Origin of the sequence: Mycobacterium sp. (assembly GCF_032161845.1) — a bacterium.
Classification (GTDB): Bacteria; Actinomycetota; Actinomycetes; order Mycobacteriales; family Mycobacteriaceae; genus Mycobacterium.
Window position 1 is genome coordinate 1 of sequence record NZ_JAVRQA010000496.1, and the last position, 24,891, is coordinate 24,891.

The window sequence follows — 24,891 nt, forward strand, 5'->3', positions numbered from 1 at the left end:
TAGGCGATGTCGCCGGTCTTGAGGTTTTGGGCGGTGAGCTCACCAAGGCCGTCGAGGAACTTCTGACGCTCGGTGACGACGTGCTGGATCGCGACGTCGACGTTGTCCTTCGTGATGGCGGGCATCACGTAGATCGGATCCTTCTTGACGTCGTCCTTCTTCACCAGTGCGTTGGCGACCGCGAGTCCGGCCGATAGTTCGACGGTGCCGTTCTGCAGTGAGGTGCCGATGAATTCGCCGCTCTTGACGGCGTTGAGGCCGTCCTCGATGCCGTCGATGCCGACGATCGGCACGTCCGTGCGGTTTGCCTCCTTGAGCGCCTGCAGGGCGCCGAGGCCCATGTCGTCGTTCTGCGCGACGACCCCGTTGATCTGCGGTCCGAAGCTTGAGATCCAGTTCTTCGTCTTGTTGACGGCTTCGTCGCGCTTCCAGTTGGCCGTGTCCTTGGCGAGCACCTTGATGTCGGGGTATTTGGCGAGCACCTGATCGATGCCCTTGCCGCGGTTGATCTCACCGGAGCCGCCGAGCGGACCCTGCAGGATGACGATGTTGCCCTTGCCGCCGAGCTTGTCGGCCATCATCTGCATTTCCTGCGCGCCCGCAGCCACGTCGTCGGGCTGTACGTTGCCCGCGAGGTCGGGGCTGTCCAGCGCGGCGTTGACGGCCAGCAGCGGGATGCCCTTGGACTTGGCCGATGCGATCTGCGGTGCGAGCGAATCCGCCTGCACGGGAACGACGATGATGGCAGCGACGCCCTGGTTGATCAGCGAGTCGACCTGACTGGCCTGGGTGGACACGTCGTTGTTGGCCGAGTTCCACACCAGTTCGATGTTGTTCGCCTTGGCATAGGTGTCCATGCCCTCCTTGCCCGCGGTGATGAACGAGCTCATGTCGTACACCGTGACACCGATCTTCGTCGCGCCGTTGTTGCTCGACGTATCGCCCGCGCCGCAGGCAGTCATGCCGAGTCCCAGCAGCCCCGCCGAGGCGATGACGCCAAACTTCGTGGTCAGTCTCATCTGATGGTTTCTTTCTCTTGTCGTCGAATGCGTTGCGGGGTGGGTGTTTACGATTTCTTCTGGCCCGGGATGCCCTCGTAGGCGATGTCGCCGGACTTGAGGTTCTGGGCGGTCAGCGCACTGAGGCCCGCCAAGAACTGCGCACGTTCGCTCACCACGTGCTGGTACGCCACGTCGACGTTGTCCTTGGTGATCGCGGGCATCAGGTAGACCGGTTCGGTGTTGACCTGTTCCTTCTTGATCAGTGCGTTGGTGACGGCGAGTCCAGCCGACAGCTCGACGGTGCCGTTCTGCAGTGAGGTGCCGATGAATTCGCCGCTCTTGACGGCGTTCAGGCCGTCCTCGATGCCATCGATGCCGACGATCGGCACGTCGGTGCGACCGGCCTCCTTCAGCGCCTGAAGGGCACCGAGTCCCATGTCGTCGTTCTCCGAGACGACCGCGTTGATCTGCGGTCCGAAGCCGGAGATCCAGTTCTTCACCTTGTTGACGGCTTCGTCGCGCTTCCAGTTGGCCGTGTCCTTGGCGAGCACCTTGATGTCGGGATACTTGGCAAGGACTTGTTCGATGCCCTTGGTCCGATCGATCTCACCGGACTGCCCGAGCGGGCCCTGCAGAATGACGATATTGCCCTTGCCACCAAGATGATCGGCCATCATCTGCATCTCCTGGGCGCCCGCAGCCACGTCGTCGGGCTGCACGTTGCCCGCGACGTCCTTGTTGTTCAGGGCGGCATTGACCGCGACCAGTGGGATGCCCTTGGACTTGGCGGTCTGGACCTGGGGACCCAGCGAATCCGCTTGGATTGGAACGATGATGATGCCGTCGACGCCCTGATTGATCAGCGAGTCGACCTGGCTGGCCTGGGTGGAGACGTCACCGCCTGCGGAGTTCCACAGCAGTTCGATGTTGTTGTCCTTCGCGTACTGATCCATGCCCTCCTTGCCAGCGGTGATGAACGAGCTCATGTCGTAGACCGTGACGCCGATCCGGGTCTTGCCGTTGTTGGTCTCGGTATCGCCCGCACCGCAAGCGGTTACGCCCAATCCCAGCAGCCCCGCCGAGGCGATGGCGACGAACTTCGTCGTCAGTCTCATCTGATTTCTCACTCTCATTGGTTTGATCGTTGGACAAAGTGGTTCCCAGTAGCGCATCAGGTTCGTCTTCGGCTCGACCAGACGTCGACTGCCACCGCAGCCACGATCAGCACGCCCTTGATCACGTCCTGCCAGTAGGCGGGCACGACGAGGATGTCCAACCCGTTGTTGAGCGTCTGGATGATGAAGAGGCCCAACACCGTTCCCCAGATGGTGCCGCGGCCACCCATCAGGCTGGCGCCACCGATCACGACTGCGGCGATGGCATCGAGTTCGTAGCCCTGGCCCAGGTTCGGCGGACCAGAGATGACGCGCGAGGCGAGCATGACCCCCGAGATGCCTGCCAGCAGGCCCGAGAGTGCGTAGACGCTGAACAACACGTTCTTGGCGTTGATGCCGGCGATCTCGGCGGCATTGCGGTTGCCGCCGACGGCGTACACGCGCATGCCGTAGGTGGTTCGTTTCATCACGATCGCCAGCACGATGATCCCGAGAATCATGACGAGGACGGGAATCGTCAGGCCGAAGATCTTCGTGTTGGCGATCGAGCCGAACTCCGCGGGCAGCCCGTTGATCGGTGCGCCGCCGCCGATGACGTAGGCAAGGCCCGAGCCCGCCGTCAACGTGCCAAGCGTCGCGATGAAGGGCGGCACGTTTATTCGCGACACCATGATTCCGTTGAGGGAGCCGACCGCCAATCCGACGACCATCGCCACGCCGACGGTCATCCAGACCTGGCCGGGGTTGGCCTTGGCCGTCGCCGCACCCGCCATGGCCGACACCGCGATCACCGAGCCCACCGACAGGTCGATGCCGCCGGTGAGAACCACCAGGGTCTGCCCGAGGGCGATCAGCGCGAACGGAGCGGCTGCCACCAGGATGGTCACCAGGTTGTCGACGGTGCCGAATCGTGCACTGCGGTAGCTGAAGTACGCGATGACCAGCAGCATGATGATGACCATCGAGTAGCGCAGCGCGATACCGCTGATCCACTCGCGGGAGAACAACTTGACGGGTTCCCCGGTCATCGGTGACGTGACGACCGGGGTGCCGGATGACTCCGGCGTCTCTTGGGTGTCGACTGGGGTGGTCACGATGTTGCCTCCGGTGAATCAGGGTTCGGTAGGTGTTTCGGTCCGTCGAGTGCGGTGGCCATCCGGAACACGGATTCCTGTACCGCCGGATGGTCGAGGGCGTCGCGGTCGAGTTCGCCGACGAACGCGCCTTCACGCATGACGAACGCGCGATGTGACAGCCCGATGATCTCGGGCATGTCCGACGATGCCATCACCACGGCCATGCCTGCCTCGGCGAATTCGGTGATGATGCGGTAGATCTCGCTGCGGGCGCCGACGTCGACGCCGCGGGTGGGCTCGTCGAGCAGCAGGACGTTGACCTCGCCAGTCAGCCAGCGGGCCAGCACCACCTTCTGCTGGTTTCCGCCGGACAGCGTGCCGACCAGTTGGCCCATCCCGCTGCTGCGCAGTCGGACCGACTTCATCACGTCGGAGACGGCCTTGGTGCGCGCCTTGCCCTTGAGCCAACCGGCGACGCTGAACGACGACAACCGCGGGAGCGATCCGTTGTCGAGCACGCTCATCGACAGCACGACCCCGGAGATCTTGCGATCCTCTGGCACCATCGCCATGCCCTCGGTGATCGCCGCCGCAGGTGCGTTGCGCTTGATGCGTCGGCCGCGCACCACGATCTCACCGGAACTGGTGTGCCGTGCGCCGAAGATGGCCTCCAGCAGTTCGGTTCGCCCAGCACCGACCAGGCCGGCGAGGCCGACGATCTCGCCGGAGCTGACCGAGAACGAGACCGGCTCGGAAGCGCCGTCGACCTGCAAGTCGCGGACTTCGAGCACGGGTTCGGATTTCGGCCGGACGCGTTCGGGAAACAACGCGTCCAGTTCGCGGCCGATCATCGCGGTGACGATGTCGTCGTCGGTGACCGCGATGAGCGGCTCGTCGAGGATCAGTCCACCGTCGCGGAGCACCACCACCCGATCGGCGATGGCGCGGATCTCGGCCATCTTGTGCGTGGTGTACACCATCGCGACGCCGTGGTCGCGCAGTCGGCGGACGATCCCGTAGAGGCCTTCGACCTCGCGTTCGGAAATGGCCGAGGTGGGCTCGTCGAGCATCACGACCTGCGCGCCGGTGCGGGCGGCCTTGACGATCTCCACGATCTGCCGGAGGCCGACGGGCAGGCTGCCCATCCGGGCGGTCGGCGAGATGTCCACTCCGAAGACGGCCAGGGCCTCCTTCGCCTCGCCGATCATCGCCCGTCGGTTGAGGAACGGCCCGATTTTGATCTCCCGGCCCACGAAGAGGTTCTCGTAGACCGTCATGTCCTCGATCGACGCCAACTCCTGCGGCACGATCGCCACGCCGTGCCTGACGGCGTCGCGCGGATTGCCAGGGGTCAGCTGGGTGCCCGACACCGTCACCGATCCGGCATCGGCGCTGTATTGGCCGCTGACGATCTTCATCAGCGTCGACTTGCCAGCACCGTTCTCGCCAGCAAGGGCCGTGACCGAGCCGGGTTCGAGGTTGAGCGTGATGCCCTTGAGCACCGGGACGCCGCCGAAACTCTTGGTGATGTCCGCACATTCGAGGATGGCTGAGCTCATGACGGACTCCCGACCGTCACGACGACCTTGACGTTCTCGGGGTCCGCCGACGCCGTGAACGCCTGTGCGGACTGTTCGAATCCGAATCGGGCGGTGATGATCTCGTCGATTGGAACGACCCCGGAGGCCAGCAGGTCGATCGCCGCGGTGTAGTCCTCGCGGACGTACATCAGGTTGCCGATCAGGGCCAACTCGCGATCCTGGATGAGGTCGAGTCGCACCGGCACCGCACCCGCGGCGACGCCAACGATCATGATGGCGCCGCCCTTGTCGACCAGGTCGACGGCCTGGGCCACCGAACTCTCCCTAGCCACGCAGTCGATGACCACCGCGGCGGGACCGCCGAGAAGAGCCAGCGCAGCCTCGACGGCATCCGGTGCGGTCGGGTCGAAACTGCCTGCGGCGCCGAGACGTTCGGCCCGCTCACGTTTGGAGGGCAGCAGGTCGGCGACGACGACCTTGGCACCCGCGTTGCGGGCCGCGACCAGTACGAACAGCCCGATGGGGCCCGCGCCGATAACCACGACGGGCCGGCCACGCAGATCGCCAACGGCCTGCGCTGCTCGGCGGACGGCGTGGACGGGAGTTGCCAACGGTTCGATCAGGATGGCGTGGTCGTCGTCGAGTTCGGCGTTGAGCGCGACGAGCCGATCGGCGCCGACCGTGAAACTGTCGGCGAGCCCGCCGGGTGTCTGGCACCCGAGCACCAGGAGTTCGCGGCAGATGTTGTAGCGACCCGCCGCGCACTGGGTGCAGTGACCGCAGGCGAGATTGGGCTCGACGACCACGCGGGTACCCAACCAGGAGTCGTCGACGTCGGCACCCACCGCATCGACGACGCCGATCACCTCGTGTCCCGGCCGGTAGGGCAGATCGATGAACGGGTGGCTTCCGCACGCCGCGTGCAGATCCGAACCACAGATGCCGACGACCGTGCTGCGGACGCGCACCTCTCCGGCCGCGGGGTCGGCCTCCGGCACGGTCTCGAAGACGACGTCGTCGATGGAGTTGACGACGACCCGGCGGTTGGTGCCCGTCTCGGCGACGTTCACCATGCGGTGTAGCCCCCGTCGGCAACGAGGACGGACCCGGTGATGAACGAGGCGGCGTCACTGGCCAGGAAGACCACGCTGGGGGCGATCTCCTCCGGCATCGCGTACCGCTGCTGCGGCGCGTCGTCGATCCAGTAGCGCTTGAGGTCGGGGCGGTCCACCGGTGCCATCTCGGTCTTGCAGTAGCCCGGCGCCACCGCGTTGACGCGGATACCCAGTGGGCCCCATTCGGCGGCAAGCGATTTGGTCAGGTGATGGACCGCGGCCTTGGACGCGTTGTACGCGGGCTGCATCTGCGGCCGGTTCACGATGAGACCTGACATCGACCCGATGTTGACCACCGAGCCAGAGCCGCGCTCGCGCATGTGGGCACCGACCGCAAGCGAGCAGGCCCACAGGGCCTTGACGTTCAGGTCGAACACGTCGTCCCATTGCTCCTCGGTGACGTCCCAGGAGTCGGCGTGATGGCAGGTACCCGCGTTGTTCACCAGGATGTCGACGTGCCCGAGTGCCTCGATGGCCTCGGCCGTCATCCGCTCTACGTCGGCCTGGCTGGTGATGTCGGCGGTGATCGGATGCATCGTGTGTCCGGCGCCTGCCGCCTCCGCGACGACCTTCTCATTGCGCTCGGCGCTGCGACCCGAGATCGCCACTGTGGCACCGGCTTCGGCGAGACCGAATGCGAACGCCCGGCCGAGACCCTGATTTCCGCCCGTCACCAAGGCGGTGCGACCGGTCAGGTCGAACGGTGAACGCGTGCTCATGACTGTGCTCTCCTTCATTGCGGGACGATCCGTCATTTCGGGACGACGATCGACTTCAGGCTTGCCGGGTCGGTGTCGCTGTCGAGTGCCTCGCCGACGTGTTCGAGGTCGTAACGACCGGTCACCATGCCATCGAGGTCGACGGCTCCCGATGTGACCAGATGTATTGCCGCAGGCCAGGTATCCGTATAGCGGAACACCCCGGTCACGTTGATCTCCATGTTCTGGATGTAGCCGATGGGCAAGGCGAAGTCGCCGGAGCCCATGCCGACGAGGACGACGTGCCCAGCCGGACCCACCGCCTTGATTCCGCTGACCACCGCAGGCGCCGCGCCACTGGCGTCGACGAAGGCGTCCACCTGGGGATCGAGGGCGGCGACGTCGTCGACCATCGGATCGATCACCTCGGTGGCGCCGAAGCGCCGCGCTGCCTCGCGGCGAGACTCCTGAAGATCCGACACGATGATGCGGGCAGCACCGAACGCCCGTGCGACCTGCACGCACATAACGCCGATGGGACCGGCGCCTGCGATCAGGATCGAGGTGCCCGGCGCTACCTTGGCCTTACGCATCGTGGTGACGGCCACGGAGAGCGGCTCGAGCAGTGCGGCCGCTTCGTCGGACATGGAATCGGGTACCGGATGGGCGAATTCGGCATCGATGGTGACGTAGCGGCAGAACGCGCCGTCGATCGGTGGGGTGGCGTAGAACTCCATGTACGGGCACAGGTTGTAGCGCCCTGCGGTGCACTGCTTGCACCGCCTGCACGGGTGTTGTGGTTCGACGGCGACCCGCTGGCCGACGCGGGTCGGGTCGACTTGGTCTCCGACGGCCGCGATGCGACCCGACAGCTCGTGCCCGAGGATCATCGGCTGCTCGACGACGAAGTCGCCGATCCGTCCGTGGCGGTAGTAGTGCACGTCGGATCCGCAGACCCCGACGGCGGCGACCTCGACGAGGACCTCGTGGGGTCCCGGCGTCGGGACTGGTCGATCCTCGATCTGCAGTGTGCCGACTCCGGTCATCACGCTCGCGCGCATCGTGCTCATATCGCTTCCATTCGTTCGGGGGTCAGTAGGGCGCGGCCGACGACCATCTGCTGGACCCCGGCGGCGGCGCACAACGGCGCAATTTGTTCGGTGACGCCGCCGTCGACGGCCACGGGTAGTTCGGGAAACCTGGTGGTGCAGGCGGTGACGAGACCGAGCCGATCCAGTCGGCACCGGTCCCGCGTGCCAGGTTCGATCAGCATCACCAGGACGCCGTCGGGATCGGCGGGCCATGGCGGATCGCCGAGGCCATCCCATTCCCGCCACGCGGCGATCCACGCCGAGCCGCCCGTTGCGCGGATCGCCTGGGCACGCGCAAGCGTGAACGCCTGCCATGGCAGGAACACCACGCCGGGGCGCAGCGCCAGGATCTTCGGCAATACGGCGTCGACGAACTCACCAGAGCCGATCAGGTGGACGGCGACCCTCTCGCGATCGACGGCGCTCGAGATCATCTGCAGTTCAGCCAGACTCACACCGGCGGGTAGACCCTCCGATACGGCCATCACGTCGACGTGGACGTCGAGTCCGACGTCGGCCAGCGCCTGTGCGGCGGCGACGCGGGAGTCGGTCGCGGCGTACACGGACCCGGCCAGGAGGCCGGGAAAGTCACGGTGCCACGACGCCAGTTCGGTCATCGCGTGCCTCCGCCGTCGAGGATTGGCGATGCCGCCAGCGTCGCCCAGCGAGTGCGCACCGCGTCGAGATTCCTGCCGTGTGCGCGCGGCTGGACGCGCGCCCGGGCATCTGGCTGCCACCGCTTGGCGAGGTCGACGAGTCCGGCACGGTCGGTGCGCGAGGCCACGGCGGCGGCCTGGATGCATGCGCCGCGTGCGGTCGCCTCGTCGACGTCGGGCAGCGTGACCTCGTCGTCGAGCAGGTCGGCCAGTAGTTGCAGCGTTGCTGGCGAACGAGTCCCGCCACCGACGGCCGTTGCGGCCCCGCCGATGTCGACGCCGCACGCGATGAGGCTGTCGCGGCCGGACAGCAGCGACAGCAGGGGGCCTTCGACGAACGCGCGGGCAAGTTCCTCGCGGGTGGTTTGCGAGGTGATGTCGGCGAAGGCGCCGCGTGCGTCGGGCCGGTCCGGCGTGCGTTCTCCGTCGAGGAATGGCACCAGCACCGGGCCCTGGGTGGGCCCCGCCGCCAGCGCCAGCTCGGAAATTCCGTTCAGGTCGGTGCCCAACAGAACGGCGGCCCTGTCGACGACCCGTGCGGCGTTCAACGTGCTCATCAATGGTAGGTACCCGCCGGTCATGTCGGCGACGCCGTCGACCGCGCCCGTCGTGTCGAACACGGGACCCCGAGATGACGTCGCCACCACGCCCGAGGTGCCGATGCTGAAGTACTGGTCGCCGTCGGTCAGGCCAAGGCCGAGGTACGCGGCATGCTGATCGCCGCCGCCCGCACCGACCAGGACGTCGTCGCCGATGCCGAGTTGGGTTGCCGCGGTGGCCCGAACCATGCCCGCTGCCGCGGCGGGCCCGAGGACGGTCGGCAGCTTGGCGCCCCAATCCCGGTCCCCCGCCGCGAGCTCGAGATAGGACGGAATCCATTGTCCTTCAACGGCGTCGAAGTACCCGGTGCCTGACGCGTCGGACCGGTCGGTCACCTTCTCGCCGGTGAGCCAGTAGGTCAGGTAGTCGTGCGGCAGGAGCACGGTCGCCACCCGGTCGAGCAGGCCGGGTTCGTGCTCGGCGACCCAAGCGAGCTTGGCGATGGTGAACGCGGCCGTCGGCAGGGTGCCGATTCGCATCACCCAGCGACGGGCGCCGATGCGCTCGACGAGGCGGGCAAGGTTGGGCGCACCGGTCGTGTCGTTCCAGAGCTTGGCCTCGCGCAGTACCTCGCCGTGTGCGTCGAGCAGGACCAACCCGTGGCATTGTGCGGCGACGGAGATCGCGCGAATCTCGAGCCGCTGGACGCACGTCGACATGGCTCGTGTCGCCGCCGCGACGAGGGCGCTGACCCAGTCCTTCGGGTGTTGTTCACTGCACGGCGGAAATGCGGGCGGATGTGGTGCCGCGCCAGAACCGAGGATCCGCCCGGTGTTGAGGTCGCGAATCTCGACCTTGCACGACTGCGTCGACGAGTCGACGCCCATCACCGCTGAAGTCGTCATGCGCCGCGCACCACCGGTGCCGATTCATCGCCGGGACGGTGGCCACGAACGCCGACGCCGCCCGCGGGATGACTGTCGATGACGTCACCGACCGTGTGGCCGCGCATCGACATGGTCACCACGGCCACCGCGTCACTCCAGGCGCCGACCGCGAGGGTGCTTGCCATCGCGATCATGTCGCCGGGATCGGCGCCGGCAGGCGTCGGAGGCAGCGCCGCGACGCTGCCTGCGGCGACCGCGAACGGGGAGTCGGGACTCTCGGTGACGGCAACGACGTGGATGCCGCGAAATCCCAGTCGCTCGACGAGGTTGGTGAGCTCGTGGCTCTGACCGGTCTTGGAGATCGCAATGACCAAATCCGAGATGGTGATCGCGCCCATTCCGCCGTGCAAGGCGTCCATCGACGGCAGATAGACCGCGGGGGTACCGCATACCGACAGGAGGTGGGCCAGGCGTTCGGCCATGATCCCCGAGGTGCCGGAACCGGTCGTGACGACCTTGCCTGGGACGTCGATCATCTGTCGGGCGACGGTAACGACGCTCGACTCGACCGCGCCCACCAGCGCGGAGAGGGCTGCCGACTCACGCGACAACACGGCGCCGGCCAGTTCTGACAGGCCGGTGTCGTCATCGCTCATCTGTTAACCCCGATACTCATGTGTTCCTTTGTGATGTGGATCATGCAATGCGTATGCTCACATGTCAATGCCGCTGCACATATGTGCAGAGGCGGGCGAGCCCAGCGGCTCACGATTCACCGGAAGGCGACCCATGGGGCCCGATGAGTTGTTCCAACGAGCGGTCATCGCCCGTCGCTACTACCTGGAGGGTCGCACCCGAATCCAGATCGCCGAGGAGTTTGGGCTGTCCCGATTCAAGGTCGCCAGAATGCTCGACGAGGCGATCGAATCCGGGATGGTCGAGATCAAGATCCACAACCCCGGCGCCATCGACGTCGACCTGTCGACGGCACTCCAGCGCCAATTCGGACTCGAGCACGCCTATGCGGTTGCCGCGGACTCGAACAACGCCGCCGATCACGTCGACGCCGTCGCCAGGGCGATGGCCGAACTCCTGCAGTCGATTCTGCGCGATGGAGACGTCGTCGGCGTCGACTGCGGCCGCACCCTGACGCACATCGCGCCGTATCTGACGGCGTTACCCCGTTGCGACGTCGTACAACTCACGGGTATGGCGGGTCCCATCACCGCCAACGGCACTGATCTGGTCCGGCGGATCAGTGAAGTGAGTGGCGGTGAATCGTGGCCGCTGTACGCCCCGCTGGTCGTCACCGATGCGCGCACCGCGCAGAGCCTCGGCGACAACCTGCAGATCCGCGAGGCGATCGACCGCCAATCGTCGGTCAGCTGCGCGATCGTCTCGGTCGGAGCCTGGGCAGCGGGCGCATCCCAGGTCTTCGAGTCGTTGACCGCGGCCGAGACGACCGCTCTCGGCGAGGCAGGGGTGTGCGCCGAAACCTGCGCACTGCTGCTTGACGTCGACGGCAAGCGGGTCCCCGGCCTCGACGGGCGCCGGATGGGCATCGACGAACCGGTGCTGCGGGCAATCCCCACCAGGATCGCCATTGCGGCGGGCAAGGAGAAGGCGGTGGCCACCAAGGCCGTTCTCAAGTCCGGCCTGGTGTCCTCGCTCGTCACCGACGTCGACATCGCCACCGCCGTCCTCGATTGAACCGAATCCGATTCCAAGGAGAGCTGGATATGCCCGAAACAACCCAGGCAGAAGTAGATTTCGACTTTCGGCTGGACGGGCTGGTAGCCCTGGTGACCGGTGGTGCGTCCGGAATCGGGGCGGCCATCGCGGCGGCCTTCGCGTCGAAGGGCGCCACCGTTGCGGTCGCCGATCTCGCGGCGGACGGAGGCTACCCGTGTGACGTGTCGGATCCCGAATCCGTCGAGTCGACGGTGTCGGCCGTCGTCAAGGACTTCGGCAAGATCGACGTCCTCGTCAACAGCGCCGGAATCGCGAGACTTGCTCCTGCGGAGGCAATTTCACTCTCCCACTGGAACGCCACCATTGCCGTCAACCTCACGGGCACATTCCTGATGTGCCAGACCGTCGGCAAGCACATGCTGGCCGCGGGCAGCGGTGTCATCATCAACATGGCCTCGCAGGCGGCCAGCGTGGCGATCGACGAACACGTCGCCTACTGCGCATCGAAGTTCGGTGTCGTCGGTATCACCAAGGTCCTCGCCACCGAATGGGCCGGCCGCGGCGTGCGTGTCAATAGCATCTCCCCCACGGTGGTGCTCACTGATCTTGGAATCAAGGCGTGGGACAACCCCAAGGGGGATGCGCTCAAGAAGTTGATCCCCACCGGGCGGTTCGCCTATCCAAACGAGATTGCTGCGGCCGCAATATTTCTCGCCTCGGGAGCTTCCGCCATGATCAACGGGGCCGACCTGCTGATCGACGGCGGCTACACGATCAAGTAGCGGAGGATGCGGGCCGCGTCAAACGACGGAGGATGCGGGCCGCGTCAAACGACAGTCGAGGCGCGGACCACCAGCTCCGGACGGAACATCACGTGCCTCGGCTCGGCCTCCGGCGACTCCGTCGCGGCCAGGAGAAGGTCCATGGCCGTCCTTCCGATGTCCGCGCTCGGCTGGCGCACCGATGACAGCGGAACCGTCGCCGAACGGGCGAAGTCGATGTCGTCGTAACCAATCAGCGCGATGTCGTCGGGGACGCGCACCCCGCTACCGGTCAACGCTTGCAACATCCCGATCGCCAGAAGGTCGTTGGCGCAGAACACCGCGTCGGGTCTGCGGCCCGCGGCCAGGGCGCACAACCGTTCGCCCGCTGCCCGCCCGGCCAGCACGCTTGCCTCGTCGGTGGGGACCACTTCCAGTGTGGTGCCCGGGTATTCGTCGACAGCAGCCGTGGCTCCAGCCAGACGGTCGGCGACCTGTCGCAGGCCGGGCGGTCCGCCGACGTAGGCGATGCGGGTGCGCCCCTGCTCGCACAGGTGTCTCGCCGCCAACTTGCCGCCGGCGACGTCGTCGACCGCCACCGAGGCAAATGGAGTGTCGGCTCCGTCGCGGTCGACCAGCACTACGGGAACGCCGCGGCCTTGAAGGGCGCGCAGACGCTCGAGGTCCTCGCCGACCGGTGAGATCAGAAGCCCAAAGACGCGCTGCTCTTCGAAGGTCTCCAGATAGGCACGTTCGCGACGGGAATCGTCGTCGGAGGTACCCAGCAGCACGACCAGATTGCTTTGTGCCGCACGCCGTTCGGCGGATCGGGCGACGTCGGTGAAGAACGGGTTACCGACGTCGAGGACGAGCAGCCCGACACAGCGGGACTGGCCCGCCCGCAGTTGACGGGCCGCGTCGTTGCGGACGAAGCCCAACTTCTCGATCGCCGCGTGCACCCGCGCGACGGTAGCGGGCGCGACCCGCTCCGGGGCGTTGAGCACATTGGACACCGTGCCAACGGACACCGACGCTGCAGCGGCGACATCGCGGATCCCGGCGGCCACTCGGACTAGTCCCCCGCCTTGCCCGTCAGCGGGCGCGGGGCCAACCGCATCAGCTGGGTGACGTGATCGGGTGTGAGCTCTTCGAGGCACGTCACGCCGAGCAGCCGCATCGTGCGTTCGACCTGGCCCGAGAGGATCTCGATGGCGCGGTTGACGCCGGCCTCTCCGCCTGCCATCAACCCGTACAGGTAGGCGCGGCCGATCAACGTGAACCTCGCGCCCATGGCGACCGCGGCCACCACGTCGGCGCCGGACATGATCCCGGTGTCGAGGTGGACCTCGACGTCCTTGCCCACCTCTGCGACCACCGCGGGCAACAGGTGGAACGGAATTGGCGCCCGATCCAGTTGACGCCCACCGTGATTGGACAGCAGGATGCCGTCGACCCCCAGGTCGGTCACCGCGCGTGCGTCGGAGACGGTCTGAACGCCCTTGACCACGAACTTGCCTGGCCACTGCGACTTGATCCAGGCCAGATCCTCGAAGGTGACCGTGGGATCGAACATCGTGTCCAGCAATTCGGCCACGGTGCCAGACCAACGGTCGAGCGATGCGAACGCCAGCGGTTCGGTGGTCAGGAAGTCGATCCACCACTGCGGGCGCGGTAGCGCGTTCGCGATGGTGCGCATCGTCAGAGCGGGCGGGATGGACATGCCGTTGCGCTTGTCGCGCAGCCGGGCACCCGCGACGGGCACGTCGACGGTGACCAGAAGGGTGTCGTAGCCGGCGGCCACCGCGCGCTCGACGAGCGCCATCGAACGGTCCCGGTCCTTCCACATGTACAGCTGAAACCAGTTGCGGCCGAGCGGGTTCGCCGCCTTGACATCCTCGATCGCCGTGGTGCCCATCGTCGACAGCGAGAACGGGATGCCCGCCCGCCCCGCGGCGTGCGCACCGGCGATCTCGCCCTCGGTATGCATCATGCGTGTGAATCCGGTGGGCGCGATGCCGAACGGCATGGCCACCGGCGCACCGAGGACGTCCCAGCTGGTGCTGACCTTCGACACGTCGCGAAGGATGGCCGGATGGAACTCGATGTCGGAGAACGCCTGCCTCGCGCGAGCGATGGACAGTTCGGCCTCCGCGGAGCCGTCGGTGTAGTCGAACGCCGCCCGCGGGGTTCGGCGCTTGGCGATGCGGCGCAGATCTTCGATCGTCAGCGCCTTGTCCAGCCTGCGCTTGGTAGCGTCGAACTCCGGCTTCTTGAACTGCATGAGCGGCGCGAGGTCGTGCCTGCTCGGCAATCGTCGCTTCATCTTCTTACTCATGAACGTAGAACCCTTCCGGCATGAGCCCGTTGCGGCTCGAAACGCATCCCTGCCAACGTGGTGGCCATGGTGCCACGAAGGTCATCGAGATCGCCGTGTAACAGGCCGTGTGCGCGCGCTTGGACCAGAACGTTGCCGATTGCGGTTGCCTCAACGGGACCTGCGACCACCGGCCTGCCGACCCGGTCGGCGACCAACTGACAGAGCAGGCGATTCTTGGCGCCGCCGCCGACCAGGTGAACCGTCTCTACCGGAACTCCGGTGAGGGCAGCGGACTGCTCGACGCCGCGGGCGAAGCCGGCGGCGAGGCTCTCCACGATGGCACGGGCCATCTCGGGCCGACTCGCAGGCGCGGGCAGGTCTCGCTCGGCGTACCAGGAGAGAATGCGCGCCGGCATGTCGCCGGGCTCGACGAAGCGGGGATCGTCTCCGTCGAAGACCTCGGCAGGCGCCGGGCACGCCGCGGCCTGCTCCAACAGCTGGGGTAGATCGATGCGGGACCCGTCACGTTCCCAGTGCCGCACTGACTCGCTGAGCAGCCAGAGCCCCATCACGTTGCGCAGAAAGCGAATTCGTCCGTCGGCGCCCACTTCGTTGGTGAAGTTGGCGTTGCGGGCCGCTGCGGTCACCACCGGTGCGCCGAGTTCGACACCCACCAACGCCCACGTGCCGCACGAGATGTAGGCCGCCGCGCCCGAGTTCATCGGAATGGCGACGACCGCCGAGGCGGTGTCGTGCGACGCGACGGTGGTGACGCGCAGTCCGGCGGTGAGCCCGACCCGGTCGGCAAGATCGGGAAGCACGGTACCGAGCTCGGTGCCCGGCTCGGCGAGTTCGGGGAACAAGCCACTGGGCAGCCCAAGCATCGACTCGAGTTCGGCGTCCCACTGCCCGTCGATGCCGAGCAAGCCCGTGGTCGACGCGTTGGTCCGCTCGGTCGACATGCGGCCGGTCAGCCAGTATCCGATCAGGTCGGGCACCAGAAGTGCGGCGTCTGCGACGTCGAGTAGACCTTCGAGCTTGTCGGCGGCCAGCTGAAACATCGTGTTGAACGCCAGGAACTGCAGTCCGTTGCGCGCGTAGACCTGATCCTGGGGCAGCGTGGCGTGCACGGTGTCGGCGCCGAGCGCACAGCGGGCGTCGCGGTAGTTGTACGGCAGCCCAAGCAATTTCCCGCCGCGCAGCAGCCCGTAGTCGACGGCCCAGGAGTCCACGCCAACGCTCGTCAGATCAGATGCCGTACGACCCGCTTCGGCCAACCCCGCGCAGACTCCTGCGAACAGCCCGGGCAGGTCCCAGTGCATTGCGGTGCGCTGACCGTTCCAGAGGTAGACGGGCTCGTTGACGAACCGGTTCAGCTGGCGCATCTCCAGCGTGCCGGGGCCGACGTCGGCCAGCATGACCCGGCCGCTGGTGGCGCCAAGGTCGACCGCAACGAACCGGCCGGTGCTCATCGCAGAAAGGCTGCCGCGACACCGGCGTCCACCGGCACGTGCAGCCCCGTGGTGTGCGAGAAGTCCGACGTGCACAGCGCGAACGCGGCGTTGGCGATGTTCTCCGGCAGCACTTCGCGTTTCAGCAGGGTGCGCTGCGCGTAGTAGGCGCCGAGCTCCTCCTCGGGCACTCCGTACACCGCGGCCCGCTTGGCGCCCCAGCCGCCGGCGAAGATGCCAGAGCCGCGGACCACGCCATCGGGGTTGATGCCGTTGACCTTGATGCCGTGCTCGCCCAGTTCGGCGGCCAGCAGCCGCACCTGATGCGCCTGGTCGGCCTTGGTCGCCGAGTAAGCGATGTTGTTGGGGCCTGCGAAGACCGAGTTCTTCGACGAGATGTAGATGATGTCGCCGCCGAGCTTCTGGTCGATCAGCGCCCGTGCCGCCGCCTTCGACACCAGGAAGGAACCGCGGGCCATCACGCTGTGCTGCAGGTCCCAGTCCTCGGCCGTCGTCTCGAGCAGTGACTTGGACAGCGAGAGGCCGGCGTTGTTGACGACGATGTCGATGCCGCCGAAGGCAAGCACGCAGGCGTCGATGGCGGCCTGCACGGCCGTCTCGTCGGTGACATCGGCCGAAATCCCGATCGCCACGTCGGTCGTGCCGATCGCTTCCGCTGCGGCCGCGGCCTTTTCGGCGTCGAGGTCGGCGATGACGACGCAGGCGCCCTCGGCGGCAAGGCGTTCGGCGATGGCCTTGCCAATGCCCGAGGCCGCGCCGGTGACCAGGGCGATGCGCGTGGCCAGCGGCTTGGGCTTGGGCATCCTGGCCAGCTTGGCTTCCTCGAGGGCCCAGTATTCGATGCGGAACTTCTCCGCCTCGTCGATCGGGGCGTACGTGGAGATCGCCTCGGCGCCACGCATCACGTTGATGGCGTTGAGGTAGAACTCGCCTGCCACCCTGGCCGTCTGCTTGTCCTTGCCGTAGCTGAACATTCCGACGCCGGGAATCAGCACGATCGCCGGATCGGCACCGCGCAGCGCGGGGCTTTCGGCAGTGGCATGCCGGTCGTAGTACGCCTGGTAGTCCGCACGGTAAGCCTGGTGCAGTTCGGTCAGCCGGGTGCGGCAGTCGTCGAGTGAGGCATCCGCAGGGAGGTCGAGCACCATCGGCTTGACCTTGGTGCGCAGGAAGTGATCCGGGCAACTGGTGCCCAGCGCCGCAAGCCGGGGATGTTCACTGCTGGAGAGGAAGTCGAGCACCCGCGGGTCGTCGGTGAAATGGCCCACCTGGGCCTTGTCGGTCGATGCCAGCCCGCGGATGAACGGGGCCAGTTCGGCGGCCTTGGTCCGACGCTGCTCGTCGGGCAGTGCGCCGAAGCCGCTCAGCGGGGCACCGAAGGGCTGCGGTCGCCCGTTGGCGTCGAGGTAGCGCTGCACCGTGTCGATGATCTCCAGGGAGTACGCCTCGGCCTCGGCCGACGTGTCACCCCACGCGGTGATGCCGTGGCCGCCGAGAATGGTTCCGATCGCCTGGGGATTGCGCTTCTTGATCTCGGCGATGTCGAGACCGAGCTGGAAACCCGGTCTGCGCCATGGGATCCACACGACGCGGTCACCAAAGATCTGCTTGGTGAGCGCTTCACCGTCGGCGGCGGTCGCCAGCGCGATCCCCGAGTCTGGATGCAGGTGGTCGACGTGTGCCGCATCGACCAGGCCGTGCATCGCGGTGTCGATCGACGGCGCCGCTCCACCACGCCCGTGCAGGCAGTAGTCGAAAGCCGCGACCATCTCGTCTTCGCGCTCGAGGCCGGGATAGACGTCGACCAGTGCCCGCATCCGGTCCAGCCGCAGCACGGCCAGCCCGTCCTCCTCCAGGGTGCCGAGGTCTCCCCCGGAACCCTTGACCCACAACAGGTCTACCGGTGCCCCGGTGACTGGATCGACGTCGGAACCCTTTGCCGAGGTGTTCCCGCCTGCGTAGTTGGTGTTCTTCGGGTCGGAGCCGAGCCGGTTGGACCTGGCGATCAATTCCTCGACGGTGCGGTTGGTCATTCTCATGCTCCCCAAGAAGATTGAGTGCCGCCAACGCGTTCGACGTTGACGGTGTCCTGGTAGCCCGATTCCGCGAAGGCGCGCATCGGGTTTGCAGGAAGGCCGCGGTCGGTGCGCCACTGCGCCATCGCGGGCCTGACGTCGGTGTAGAACGCGTCCATGAAGATCTCGTTGGCGCCCAGGACGTCGCCGGTGTCCTGGGCCGTGGCAAGTGCCTCGGTGTCGACGAGCAGCGCGCGCGCCGTCATCTCCGCCACGTTCAGCACCGAGCGGATCTGCCCAGGAATCTTGGCCTCGACGTTGTGGCACTGATCGAGCATCAACGCGAGGTCGGAGGCTCCTCCTGCTTCCCCGTCGCCTCGCTCGCCCGGACCGTCCAAGCCGCCGCCGCGAATCACTTCGAACATGATGCGGAACAGCTGGAACGGATCGGCGGCTCCGACGATGAGGTCGTCGTCGGCGTAGAAGCGCGAGTTGAAGTCGAACGAGCCCAGCTTCTGCAGGCGAAGCAGTTGCGCGACGATGAACTCGATGTTGGTGCCCGGTGCGTGATGACCGGTGTCGAGGCATACCTTCGCGCGCTCACCGAGGGCGGAGACCTGCGCATAGGACGTACCCCAGTCCGGCACGTCGGTCATGTACATCGCGGGCTCGAAGAACTTGTACTCCAACACCATTCGCTGGGTGGGACCGACGTGCTGGTAGATGGTGGCCAACGATTCGGCCAGCCGGTCTTGCCTGCCGCGGATGTCACCCTGGCCGGGGTAGTTGGTGCCGTCGGCCAGCCAGATCTTGAGGTCTCGGGACCCCGTCTGGTTCATGATCTCGATGCAGGCCAGGTGGTGGTCGATCGCCTTTTGTCGCACCGACTTGTCGGTGTGCGTCAGGCTGCCGAACTTGTAGTCGTCGTCCTGAAAGGTATTGGAGTTGATGGTGCCTAGCTTCACGCCGTGGTCGGCGGCGTGGGCGCCGAGCGCGGCGTAGTCGTCGACCCGATCCCACGGAATGTGCAGCGCCACCGACGGTGCCATGCCGGTGAACCGGTGCACCGTCGCCGCGTCGGCGATCTTCTCCTCGATGGTGCGCGGCGTTCCGGGCGTGCCGAATACCTTGAACCGCGTCCCCGAGTTTCCGAACGCCCAGGACGGCAGTTCGATGGCGAGGTTGTCGAGCACGTTGTTCATCGGACTGCCACCTCCGTCACGGCCGGGCTCTTCACGGTCTCGTCCCACGTCGGTCCGTATCGTTCGACTTCGATCTCCTGCAACGTCTTGCCCCGGGTCTCCGGCGCCCAAACGGCGCCGATGACGAGCGCCACCGTCAGGAGTCCGATCAGCAGCAGCCCGACGCCGGTCAGGCCGGTGACGGCCAGCAGCGTCGGGAAGAAGTAGCTCAACAAACCGGTGAAGCTACGCACCACACAGAACATCACGCCCTGAGCGCTGGCGCGGTACGGAGTGGCGAACAGCTCGCTGGCCCAGAGGCTGTAGAACGCCTGCGCGCCGATACCCGCAGACACACCCCAGAGGACGGCGAATGCCAGCATGGTCGGCACGCCGCCATCGGTGAACGCCACCAGCACGATCCACCCGACGATGCCCAGCGCGGCGCCGATCACGTACAGCAGCCGCTGCGACATCCGGTCGCCGTAGCGCATGAAGCCGAAGTAGGTCGCTGCCACGGTGCAACCCCAGACCAGGACCTGCAGCATGTTCTGCGCGACGGGGCTGTGCAGCCCGGCGGTGTCGTAGACGCGGGGCATGAAGATGCCGGCCTGGCCTGCGACGGTGTTCCAGAAGAGGTAGATGCCACCGAGGAACAGCAGGGCGCTGATGTTGACCCTGCGGGAGAACAGGCCACGCAGGCCGCGCAGCCCGATCGCCGTTGCGGCGCCGCGTGCCTCGACCTTGGCTTCTTCCTTGTCCTCGGTCCAGATCTTCGATTCCGCCAGCCCCTGCCGAACCCACCAGACCACGGCGGCAACCACGAACAGGTGCAGGAAGATCAGCCGCGATCCGAGCAGCCCGAGCGGGGCCAGCGCGGCCGCGAGGCCGAAGCCGATCAGCGGACCGATCGACCAGGCGAGCTGGGCGGTTCCGACGTGCTTGGCGCGGCCGTCCGATGGTGCCTGCTCGGCGATGTAGGTCCACGACGCGGGAACGCCCGCGCCGACGGCGATGCCGGTGATGATGAAGGCGGCCAACAACATCGTGTAGTTGACCGCGAAGGCGGCGAGCAGAACGCCCGCCATGTAGACCAGAAGGTCATAGGTGTAGATGGCCTTGCGGCCGAAGCGGTCGCACAGCGGTCCGCCGAGAATCGCGCCGATGGCGGCACCGAATGCGTTGGCACTCAACGCGGCAAGCAGTCCGACCGCGAAGTTGCTGATCCCGAACTCGGACTGCCAGAACGCCAGGCTGGTGGCGATCGCGATGATCGATCCCGCCTCGATGTAGTTGGACATGGCGACCGCGATGGTCGCCCGCCAACCGGTCGTGGTGCGTGCTCCGATTTTCATGGTCGTCCTTCAGTTCTAGTCGAGGTGGAAGTACTCGGTGAGCGGCTTCATCGCCTGGTCGGGCTGCACTCCCGCGGGATGCTGGAAGAAGTCGGCCATGCCGGCCTGCCAGCGAGCGTTGACCTCGGTGGCGGCCATCGCCGACTGCGCAGCCTCGAAGTCGTCGGTCTCGAGGTAGCCGACGACGAGGCCGTCATCTGGTCGGACGAAGAGCGAGTAGTTGCGCCACCCGGCATCGCTCAGGGCGCCGAGCATCTCGGGCCACACGTTCTGGTGGACGGCGACGTAGTCCTCGACGCGGTCGGGCTTGAGCCGAAGGACGAAGCACACCCGATCGGCCGCGACCTCGGACATTTCGCCCCTCCTCCGTATTGAAACGTTTCAATATGTGGTGGCGCTCACTGTAGGCACTGGTCATCTACGAAGTCAACCCTCGCGATTGCGGCGTGCTCGGTCGCGGTCAGAGGAGGGTGGCGGTCCCGTCGGTAGCGACCCGGACCTTGACTCCGGCGATGTCCTCGCGGGTACTCGCCTCGGCCTCCGACGCGTCGGTGACGACGGCGAGCGCACGACTGTCGGCGGGAGTGCGGACGGCGAGGAACACCTTCTCGGCCACGCCATCACGGCTGACCGGCGTCGTCCACGACTCGACGGTCCCGACGCCCTCCCACGCGTCCTCGGCCACTCGGGTGGGCTCGGCATCGACGGCGGACTGGACGTCCTCCCAACGGAACTCGCCGGTCGGCGGCTCGGTGCCATAGACGCCGAAGCTGTGCTTGGTCAGGTAACCACCGTTGGCCGTGACCAGTCCGAGCGTGCCTGGCGATGCCGCAAGGCGCTCGGCCATGGTGGCGATGGAGTGCGTGACGTAGTTGTTCCACGGTCCGCCGGCGAAGGTCAGGCCGCCCGTGACGGTCAGCGCCCGGTCACCTTCGAGTGGCAGGCCGAGTTCGCGGGCCGCCACCTGGACCGCTGACGGAAAGCAGGAGTACACGTCGACGAAGTCCATGTCGTCGACGCCCTTGCCCGCGAGTTCGAGTGCGCGCCCACCGGCGATGCGGATGGCGGGTGAGCGATCGAACTCGGCACGCTCGCCGATCAGGTACGTGTCGTGGGCGTCGCTTCCCGCGTACGGAAACACCCAGCGTTCGGTCGGAATCTGGAGGTGCTCGGCCTTCGCCACGGACGTCAGGATCAGAGCAGCACCCTGGTCGACCATGTTGTTGGAGTTCATCAGCTTCGTGTACGGCCAGCTGATCATTCGGTTGCTTGCGCTGGGCTGTGAAATGTCTTCGGCGGTAACGGGTTCCCGATTCCAGGCGTGCGGATTGGCTTGCGCGACGGCGCTGAAGCCAGCCCACAGTTCCCCGATCCGGCGGCGATGCTCGTCGGGCGCCTCCCCCGCCGCGATGCGCAGCGCCTGCTCGAACATCGGGTAGACGTACGACGGCCGGTCCAGGTGGATGCGGAGTTCGGTGGGGCCGGCCAGCTGGAACTCGTCGTCGGCGCCCTGCGGGACGGGCACCGTGTCGTCCTGCTTGGTGTAGTCGAGCTTGCCGCCTGCGGCGCGCACCTTCGTACGGGTGCGCCAGGTCTCGGCACCGGCGATCAGGACGGTGTCAACGCTGCCGCGTTGGATGTCCAGACACGCCTGATTGACCAGCGACTGCGGGACGTTGCCGCCAATGCTGGTGTACCGGCCCTCCGCCTGCGGGGCCCGGATCCGTTGGGCGAGAAGCACACCGGGATTGCGGTACCGCCAAGACAGCAGGTTGACGATGCGCACCGATTCGACGGCTTCGAGCACCCGCGGATCCGCAGCGGCCCGGGCCGCCCGCTCCATCAGGTCGACGGGTTCGACCGCGGGATCACTATCGTGCTGGTTGGCCTGGCCGTAGCCGACGAGCACCGGTGTTCTGGGGTCAAGGGGCACTGGGAGCCTTTCTGCCGTGCGCGAGCGTGCGCGATGTGTCAGTTGTCCGCGGCGTGTCGTGAACTGACGCGCACGCTCGCGGGGAGATCAGTCCACGTGAACAGCACGCCATCGGCGATCAAGCGATCGGTCTCGGAGGCATCCAGATCGAGGATCGCAGCGATGATCTCCCGAGTGTGCTCCCCCGGCATCGGCGCGGGGCGAAGGGGCGCATCGGCGATCCGCCGGAAGGGCGCCGGATGGGTCTCGGTGGGCATCGACTCCGTGAAGAGCGGGTGCACCATGTCGGCGTAGGTCCGTCGGAAGTCGAGTTGCGGATCTGCGAGCACGTCGACCGCGCGGTTCATCGGCCCGGCGGGCACGCCGGCCTCCTGGAGCATCTCGACCACGTCGGCCTTGTCCCTGACGGCGGTCCACTGGGCCAACTGGGCGACGAAATCAGTTCTGCTAGTAGCGAGTTCATTGACGCCCAGCACCTTGGCCATGGCGGCCCGGTCGCCGTCCGAGCGCACGGAGATCACGCACCACTCGTCGTCGCCGGCGCACGGATAGACGGCGTGAACCGCGTCGTCGTCGACGACCTCGAGTCCGGCGGCGCGGGCGGCATCGGTGACGTAGCTCGCGGCGAGCTGGTTGACGGCCGCCTCGGCCTGTGAGATGTGCACGTGCGCACCCACGTCGGCGTCGCCCCTGTTGATGAGGGCGGCCAAGGCGGCGATCGCGGTGATTCTCGCGACGACGTGGTCGGGGAAGATCGTGGTCGAATCGTAGAAGCCGGTGTCTTCGGGGTCGTCGGTGGTCCAGAGTCTGCTGACGCCGGTGGTGGCTCGCACCAGAGGGCCGTAGCCCATGCGATCGCTCCACGGCCCGGTCGAACCGAAGGCGCTGCTCTCGGCAAGGACGATGCGCGGGTTGGCCGATACCAGCGAGTCATATGAAAAGCCAAGGGAGGCAAGGGTACCCGGCTTGAAGTTCGCGAACACGGCGTCGGACGCCGCGACCAGGCGGCGGAAGATGGACGCACCGTCCGGTGAACGTAGATCGAGCCCGAGGCTGGCCTCGTTGCGATGGGTCAGCGCCCACGATCGGCTCATCGGCCGTCCAGGCAGCGTCTGTCGCAACCCGTCGGGATAGTCCGCGCTCTCCACCTTGATGACCTCGGCGCCGTGGTCGGCGAACAACCGGCCGAGCTCGCCGCCGGCGACGATGACGCCGAGGTCCAGGATGCGCAGTCCTTCGAAGGGGCGGTTGCTCGGATTGGTGCTGGCATCTCCCGCGGGGCGCGCGGCACCGAGCCATTCGCGGTCGTTGGCGCCGACTGCCGGGCTGGGACTGGCGATTCCGGCTCGGCGGCCGTCGATCACGAACGGTCCAGCCGGTACGGCCAGACTGATCTCGGGTGCGACGAGGGTGTCCGTCAGCGCGCCGACGGCGAGGAAGTGCTCCGAGGCCAGCGCCTCCGCCGGGCTGAACACGGCGGCGATGGGGACGCCTCTGCGCTGCCCTTGGGCGACCAGGTCACCCATCGTCTGAGGCGCGACGAGGTCGGCGATCGCGGCGTTGAGCTCCTTCGATGCCAGGTAACGGGCGGCGATCGTCTCGAACTTGGGATCGGCGAACTGTTCGGGTTCACCGAGCCAGGCCCGCATTCCGCGCCATTGCCTAGCAGAAAGCAAGCAGATCCTGACGAATCCGTCGCGGCACGGAAACGTGGGGTAGATCTGCTGATTGCGCGGACGTCCGCGCCACAATTCGCCCGACTGCTTCTGCCCGACGGCGGCCTGCCCCTCCGAACCGAACGGCGGGTCCAGGCACTGGACGACCGCCTCGAACCGGGAGAAGTCGATGTAGTCCCCTCGGCCGCAACGCAATCGGTGGTAGTACGCGACGAGTGCGACCCAGGCGGCCTGCACGGCGGCGGTGGCCGAGGCGATCCCCGATGGCGGCAAGACGGGGCGACCGGTGGTGGGCCCCGAACGGGACAGTGCGGTCGACATCGCGTACAGCACGGAGTCGGTGGCTTGCCAGTGCGCGTGTGGGCCCGACGTGCCGAAGTCGGTGACCTCGAGCGCGACGAGGTGCCCGTGCCGGTCCGCCAGGTCGGCGGCGGACGTGCCGAACGTGGCCGCGCCGACGGGCCCCCCGCCGTCGACCAAGATGTCGGCGCAGGAGACGAGCTCGGCGAAACGACCGCGGTCGCTCGGGTCGGTGACGTCGAGGATGGTGCTTCGTTTGTTCGCGTTGTCCAGCGCGAAGGCGACCGACGCTCCCGACACGGACGGACGGGCCGTGCGCTGGTCGGCACCCCCCGGCGCCTCGACCTTGAGCACGTCGGCGCCGAGGTCGGCGAGGAGCCTGCTCACGCCGTCGGACCCGGGTCCACCGGTGTCCAGCACCCTTACCGACGCTAAAAGCTGACACCTGTCAAGCATGCGGATCAGTATC

General features: G+C 66.9%; 21 protein-coding genes. 2 read left to right on the forward strand and 19 right to left on the reverse strand.

Annotated features, from left to right (window positions below):
• From xypA to QOD90_RS27325, 10 genes are all read right to left on the reverse strand, one after another.
• A partial coding sequence (gene xypA, locus QOD90_RS27280; protein WP_526354981.1) for a sugar ABC transporter xylitol/L-sorbitol-binding protein XypA occupies window positions 1-1,019 on the reverse strand: 1,019 nt, incomplete at its 3' end.
• Window positions 1,020-1,066: 47 nt separating this feature from the next.
• On the reverse strand, window positions 1,067-2,116 hold the full coding sequence (locus QOD90_RS27285) for a substrate-binding domain-containing protein (protein ID WP_526354983.1): 1,050 nt from the start codon (window positions 2,114-2,116) through the stop codon (window positions 1,067-1,069).
• Between the two features lie 56 nt (window positions 2,117-2,172).
• Complete coding sequence (locus tag QOD90_RS27290; RefSeq protein WP_526355017.1) at window positions 2,173-3,144, reverse strand: ABC transporter permease; 972 nt, start codon at window positions 3,142-3,144, stop codon at window positions 2,173-2,175.
• Between the two features lie 62 nt (window positions 3,145-3,206).
• A complete protein-coding gene (locus QOD90_RS27295; RefSeq protein WP_526354985.1) occupies window positions 3,207-4,751 on the reverse strand; it encodes a sugar ABC transporter ATP-binding protein in 1,545 nt (514 codons plus the stop codon).
• The gene (locus tag QOD90_RS27300; protein WP_526354987.1) at window positions 4,748-5,806 is read right to left on the reverse strand and encodes a zinc-dependent alcohol dehydrogenase; all 1,059 of its coding nucleotides are present in this window, start codon (window positions 5,804-5,806) and stop codon (window positions 4,748-4,750) included. The genes QOD90_RS27295 and QOD90_RS27300 overlap by 4 nt, the downstream gene beginning before the upstream one ends.
• On the reverse strand, window positions 5,800-6,567 hold the full coding sequence (locus tag QOD90_RS27305; RefSeq protein WP_526354989.1) for an SDR family NAD(P)-dependent oxidoreductase: 768 nt from the start codon (window positions 6,565-6,567) through the stop codon (window positions 5,800-5,802). The genes QOD90_RS27300 and QOD90_RS27305 overlap by 7 nt, the downstream gene beginning before the upstream one ends.
• 32 nt (window positions 6,568-6,599) lie before the next feature.
• Window positions 6,600-7,616, reverse strand: a complete 1,017-nt coding sequence (locus QOD90_RS27310) for an NAD(P)-dependent alcohol dehydrogenase (RefSeq protein WP_526354991.1) — start codon at window positions 7,614-7,616, stop codon at window positions 6,600-6,602.
• Entirely contained in the window at window positions 7,613-8,254 is a 642-nt protein-coding gene (locus QOD90_RS27315) for a ribulose phosphate epimerase (RefSeq protein WP_526354993.1), read from the reverse strand. The genes QOD90_RS27310 and QOD90_RS27315 overlap by 4 nt, the downstream gene beginning before the upstream one ends.
• A complete protein-coding gene (gene xylB / locus QOD90_RS27320; protein WP_526354995.1) occupies window positions 8,251-9,738 on the reverse strand; it encodes a xylulokinase in 1,488 nt (495 codons plus the stop codon). Before xylB ends, QOD90_RS27315 begins: the two co-directional genes overlap by 4 nt.
• A complete protein-coding gene (locus QOD90_RS27325; protein ID WP_526354997.1) occupies window positions 9,735-10,376 on the reverse strand; it encodes an SIS domain-containing protein in 642 nt (213 codons plus the stop codon). Before QOD90_RS27325 ends, xylB begins: the two co-directional genes overlap by 4 nt.
• 133 nt (window positions 10,377-10,509) lie before the next feature.
• Here QOD90_RS27325 and QOD90_RS27330 point away from each other — a divergent pair, with 133 nt between their 5' ends.
• Window positions 10,510-11,430, forward strand: a complete 921-nt coding sequence (locus QOD90_RS27330; RefSeq protein ID WP_526355018.1) for a sugar-binding transcriptional regulator — start codon at window positions 10,510-10,512, stop codon at window positions 11,428-11,430.
• A gap of 29 nt (window positions 11,431-11,459) precedes the next feature.
• Entirely contained in the window at window positions 11,460-12,194 is a 735-nt protein-coding gene (locus QOD90_RS27335) for an SDR family NAD(P)-dependent oxidoreductase (RefSeq protein ID WP_526354999.1), read from the forward strand.
• A gap of 44 nt (window positions 12,195-12,238) precedes the next feature.
• Here the strand turns inward: QOD90_RS27335 and QOD90_RS27340 are convergent, their stop codons facing one another.
• The 9 genes from QOD90_RS27340 to QOD90_RS27380 form a co-directional block, all read right to left on the reverse strand.
• On the reverse strand, window positions 12,239-13,240 hold the full coding sequence (locus QOD90_RS27340; RefSeq protein ID WP_526355000.1) for a LacI family DNA-binding transcriptional regulator: 1,002 nt from the start codon (window positions 13,238-13,240) through the stop codon (window positions 12,239-12,241).
• A gap of 5 nt (window positions 13,241-13,245) precedes the next feature.
• Window positions 13,246-14,496, reverse strand: coding sequence for an alpha-hydroxy acid oxidase (locus QOD90_RS27345; RefSeq protein ID WP_526355019.1), 1,251 nt, complete (start codon window positions 14,494-14,496; stop codon window positions 13,246-13,248).
• Window positions 14,497-14,504: 8 nt separating this feature from the next.
• Window positions 14,505-15,962, reverse strand: coding sequence for a rhamnulokinase (locus QOD90_RS27350; RefSeq protein ID WP_526355001.1), 1,458 nt, complete (start codon window positions 15,960-15,962; stop codon window positions 14,505-14,507).
• Window positions 15,959-17,995: a bifunctional aldolase/short-chain dehydrogenase gene (locus QOD90_RS27355; protein WP_526355002.1), complete on the reverse strand. Its 2,037-nt coding sequence runs from the start codon at window positions 17,993-17,995 to the stop codon at window positions 15,959-15,961. The genes QOD90_RS27350 and QOD90_RS27355 overlap by 4 nt, the downstream gene beginning before the upstream one ends.
• A 2-nt stretch (window positions 17,996-17,997) precedes the next feature.
• On the reverse strand, window positions 17,998-19,179 hold the full coding sequence (gene rhaI, locus QOD90_RS27360; RefSeq protein ID WP_526355003.1) for an L-rhamnose isomerase: 1,182 nt from the start codon (window positions 19,177-19,179) through the stop codon (window positions 17,998-18,000).
• Window positions 19,176-20,513 (reverse strand): MFS transporter, encoded by a 1,338-nt coding sequence (locus QOD90_RS27365; protein WP_526355004.1) that lies wholly within the window; start codon window positions 20,511-20,513, stop codon window positions 19,176-19,178. Before QOD90_RS27365 ends, rhaI begins: the two co-directional genes overlap by 4 nt.
• A gap of 15 nt (window positions 20,514-20,528) precedes the next feature.
• Window positions 20,529-20,867, reverse strand: coding sequence for an L-rhamnose mutarotase (locus QOD90_RS27370; protein ID WP_526355005.1), 339 nt, complete (start codon window positions 20,865-20,867; stop codon window positions 20,529-20,531).
• A gap of 106 nt (window positions 20,868-20,973) precedes the next feature.
• Window positions 20,974-22,446 carry an acetyl-CoA acetyltransferase gene (locus QOD90_RS27375; protein WP_526355006.1) on the reverse strand — a complete coding sequence of 491 codons (1,473 nt, stop codon included), beginning with the start codon at window positions 22,444-22,446 and terminating at the stop codon, window positions 20,974-20,976.
• 38 nt (window positions 22,447-22,484) lie between these two features.
• The gene (locus QOD90_RS27380) at window positions 22,485-24,878 is read right to left on the reverse strand and encodes a CaiB/BaiF CoA-transferase family protein (protein ID WP_526355008.1); all 2,394 of its coding nucleotides are present in this window, start codon (window positions 24,876-24,878) and stop codon (window positions 22,485-22,487) included.
• Window positions 24,879-24,891: the final 13 nt, after the last annotated feature.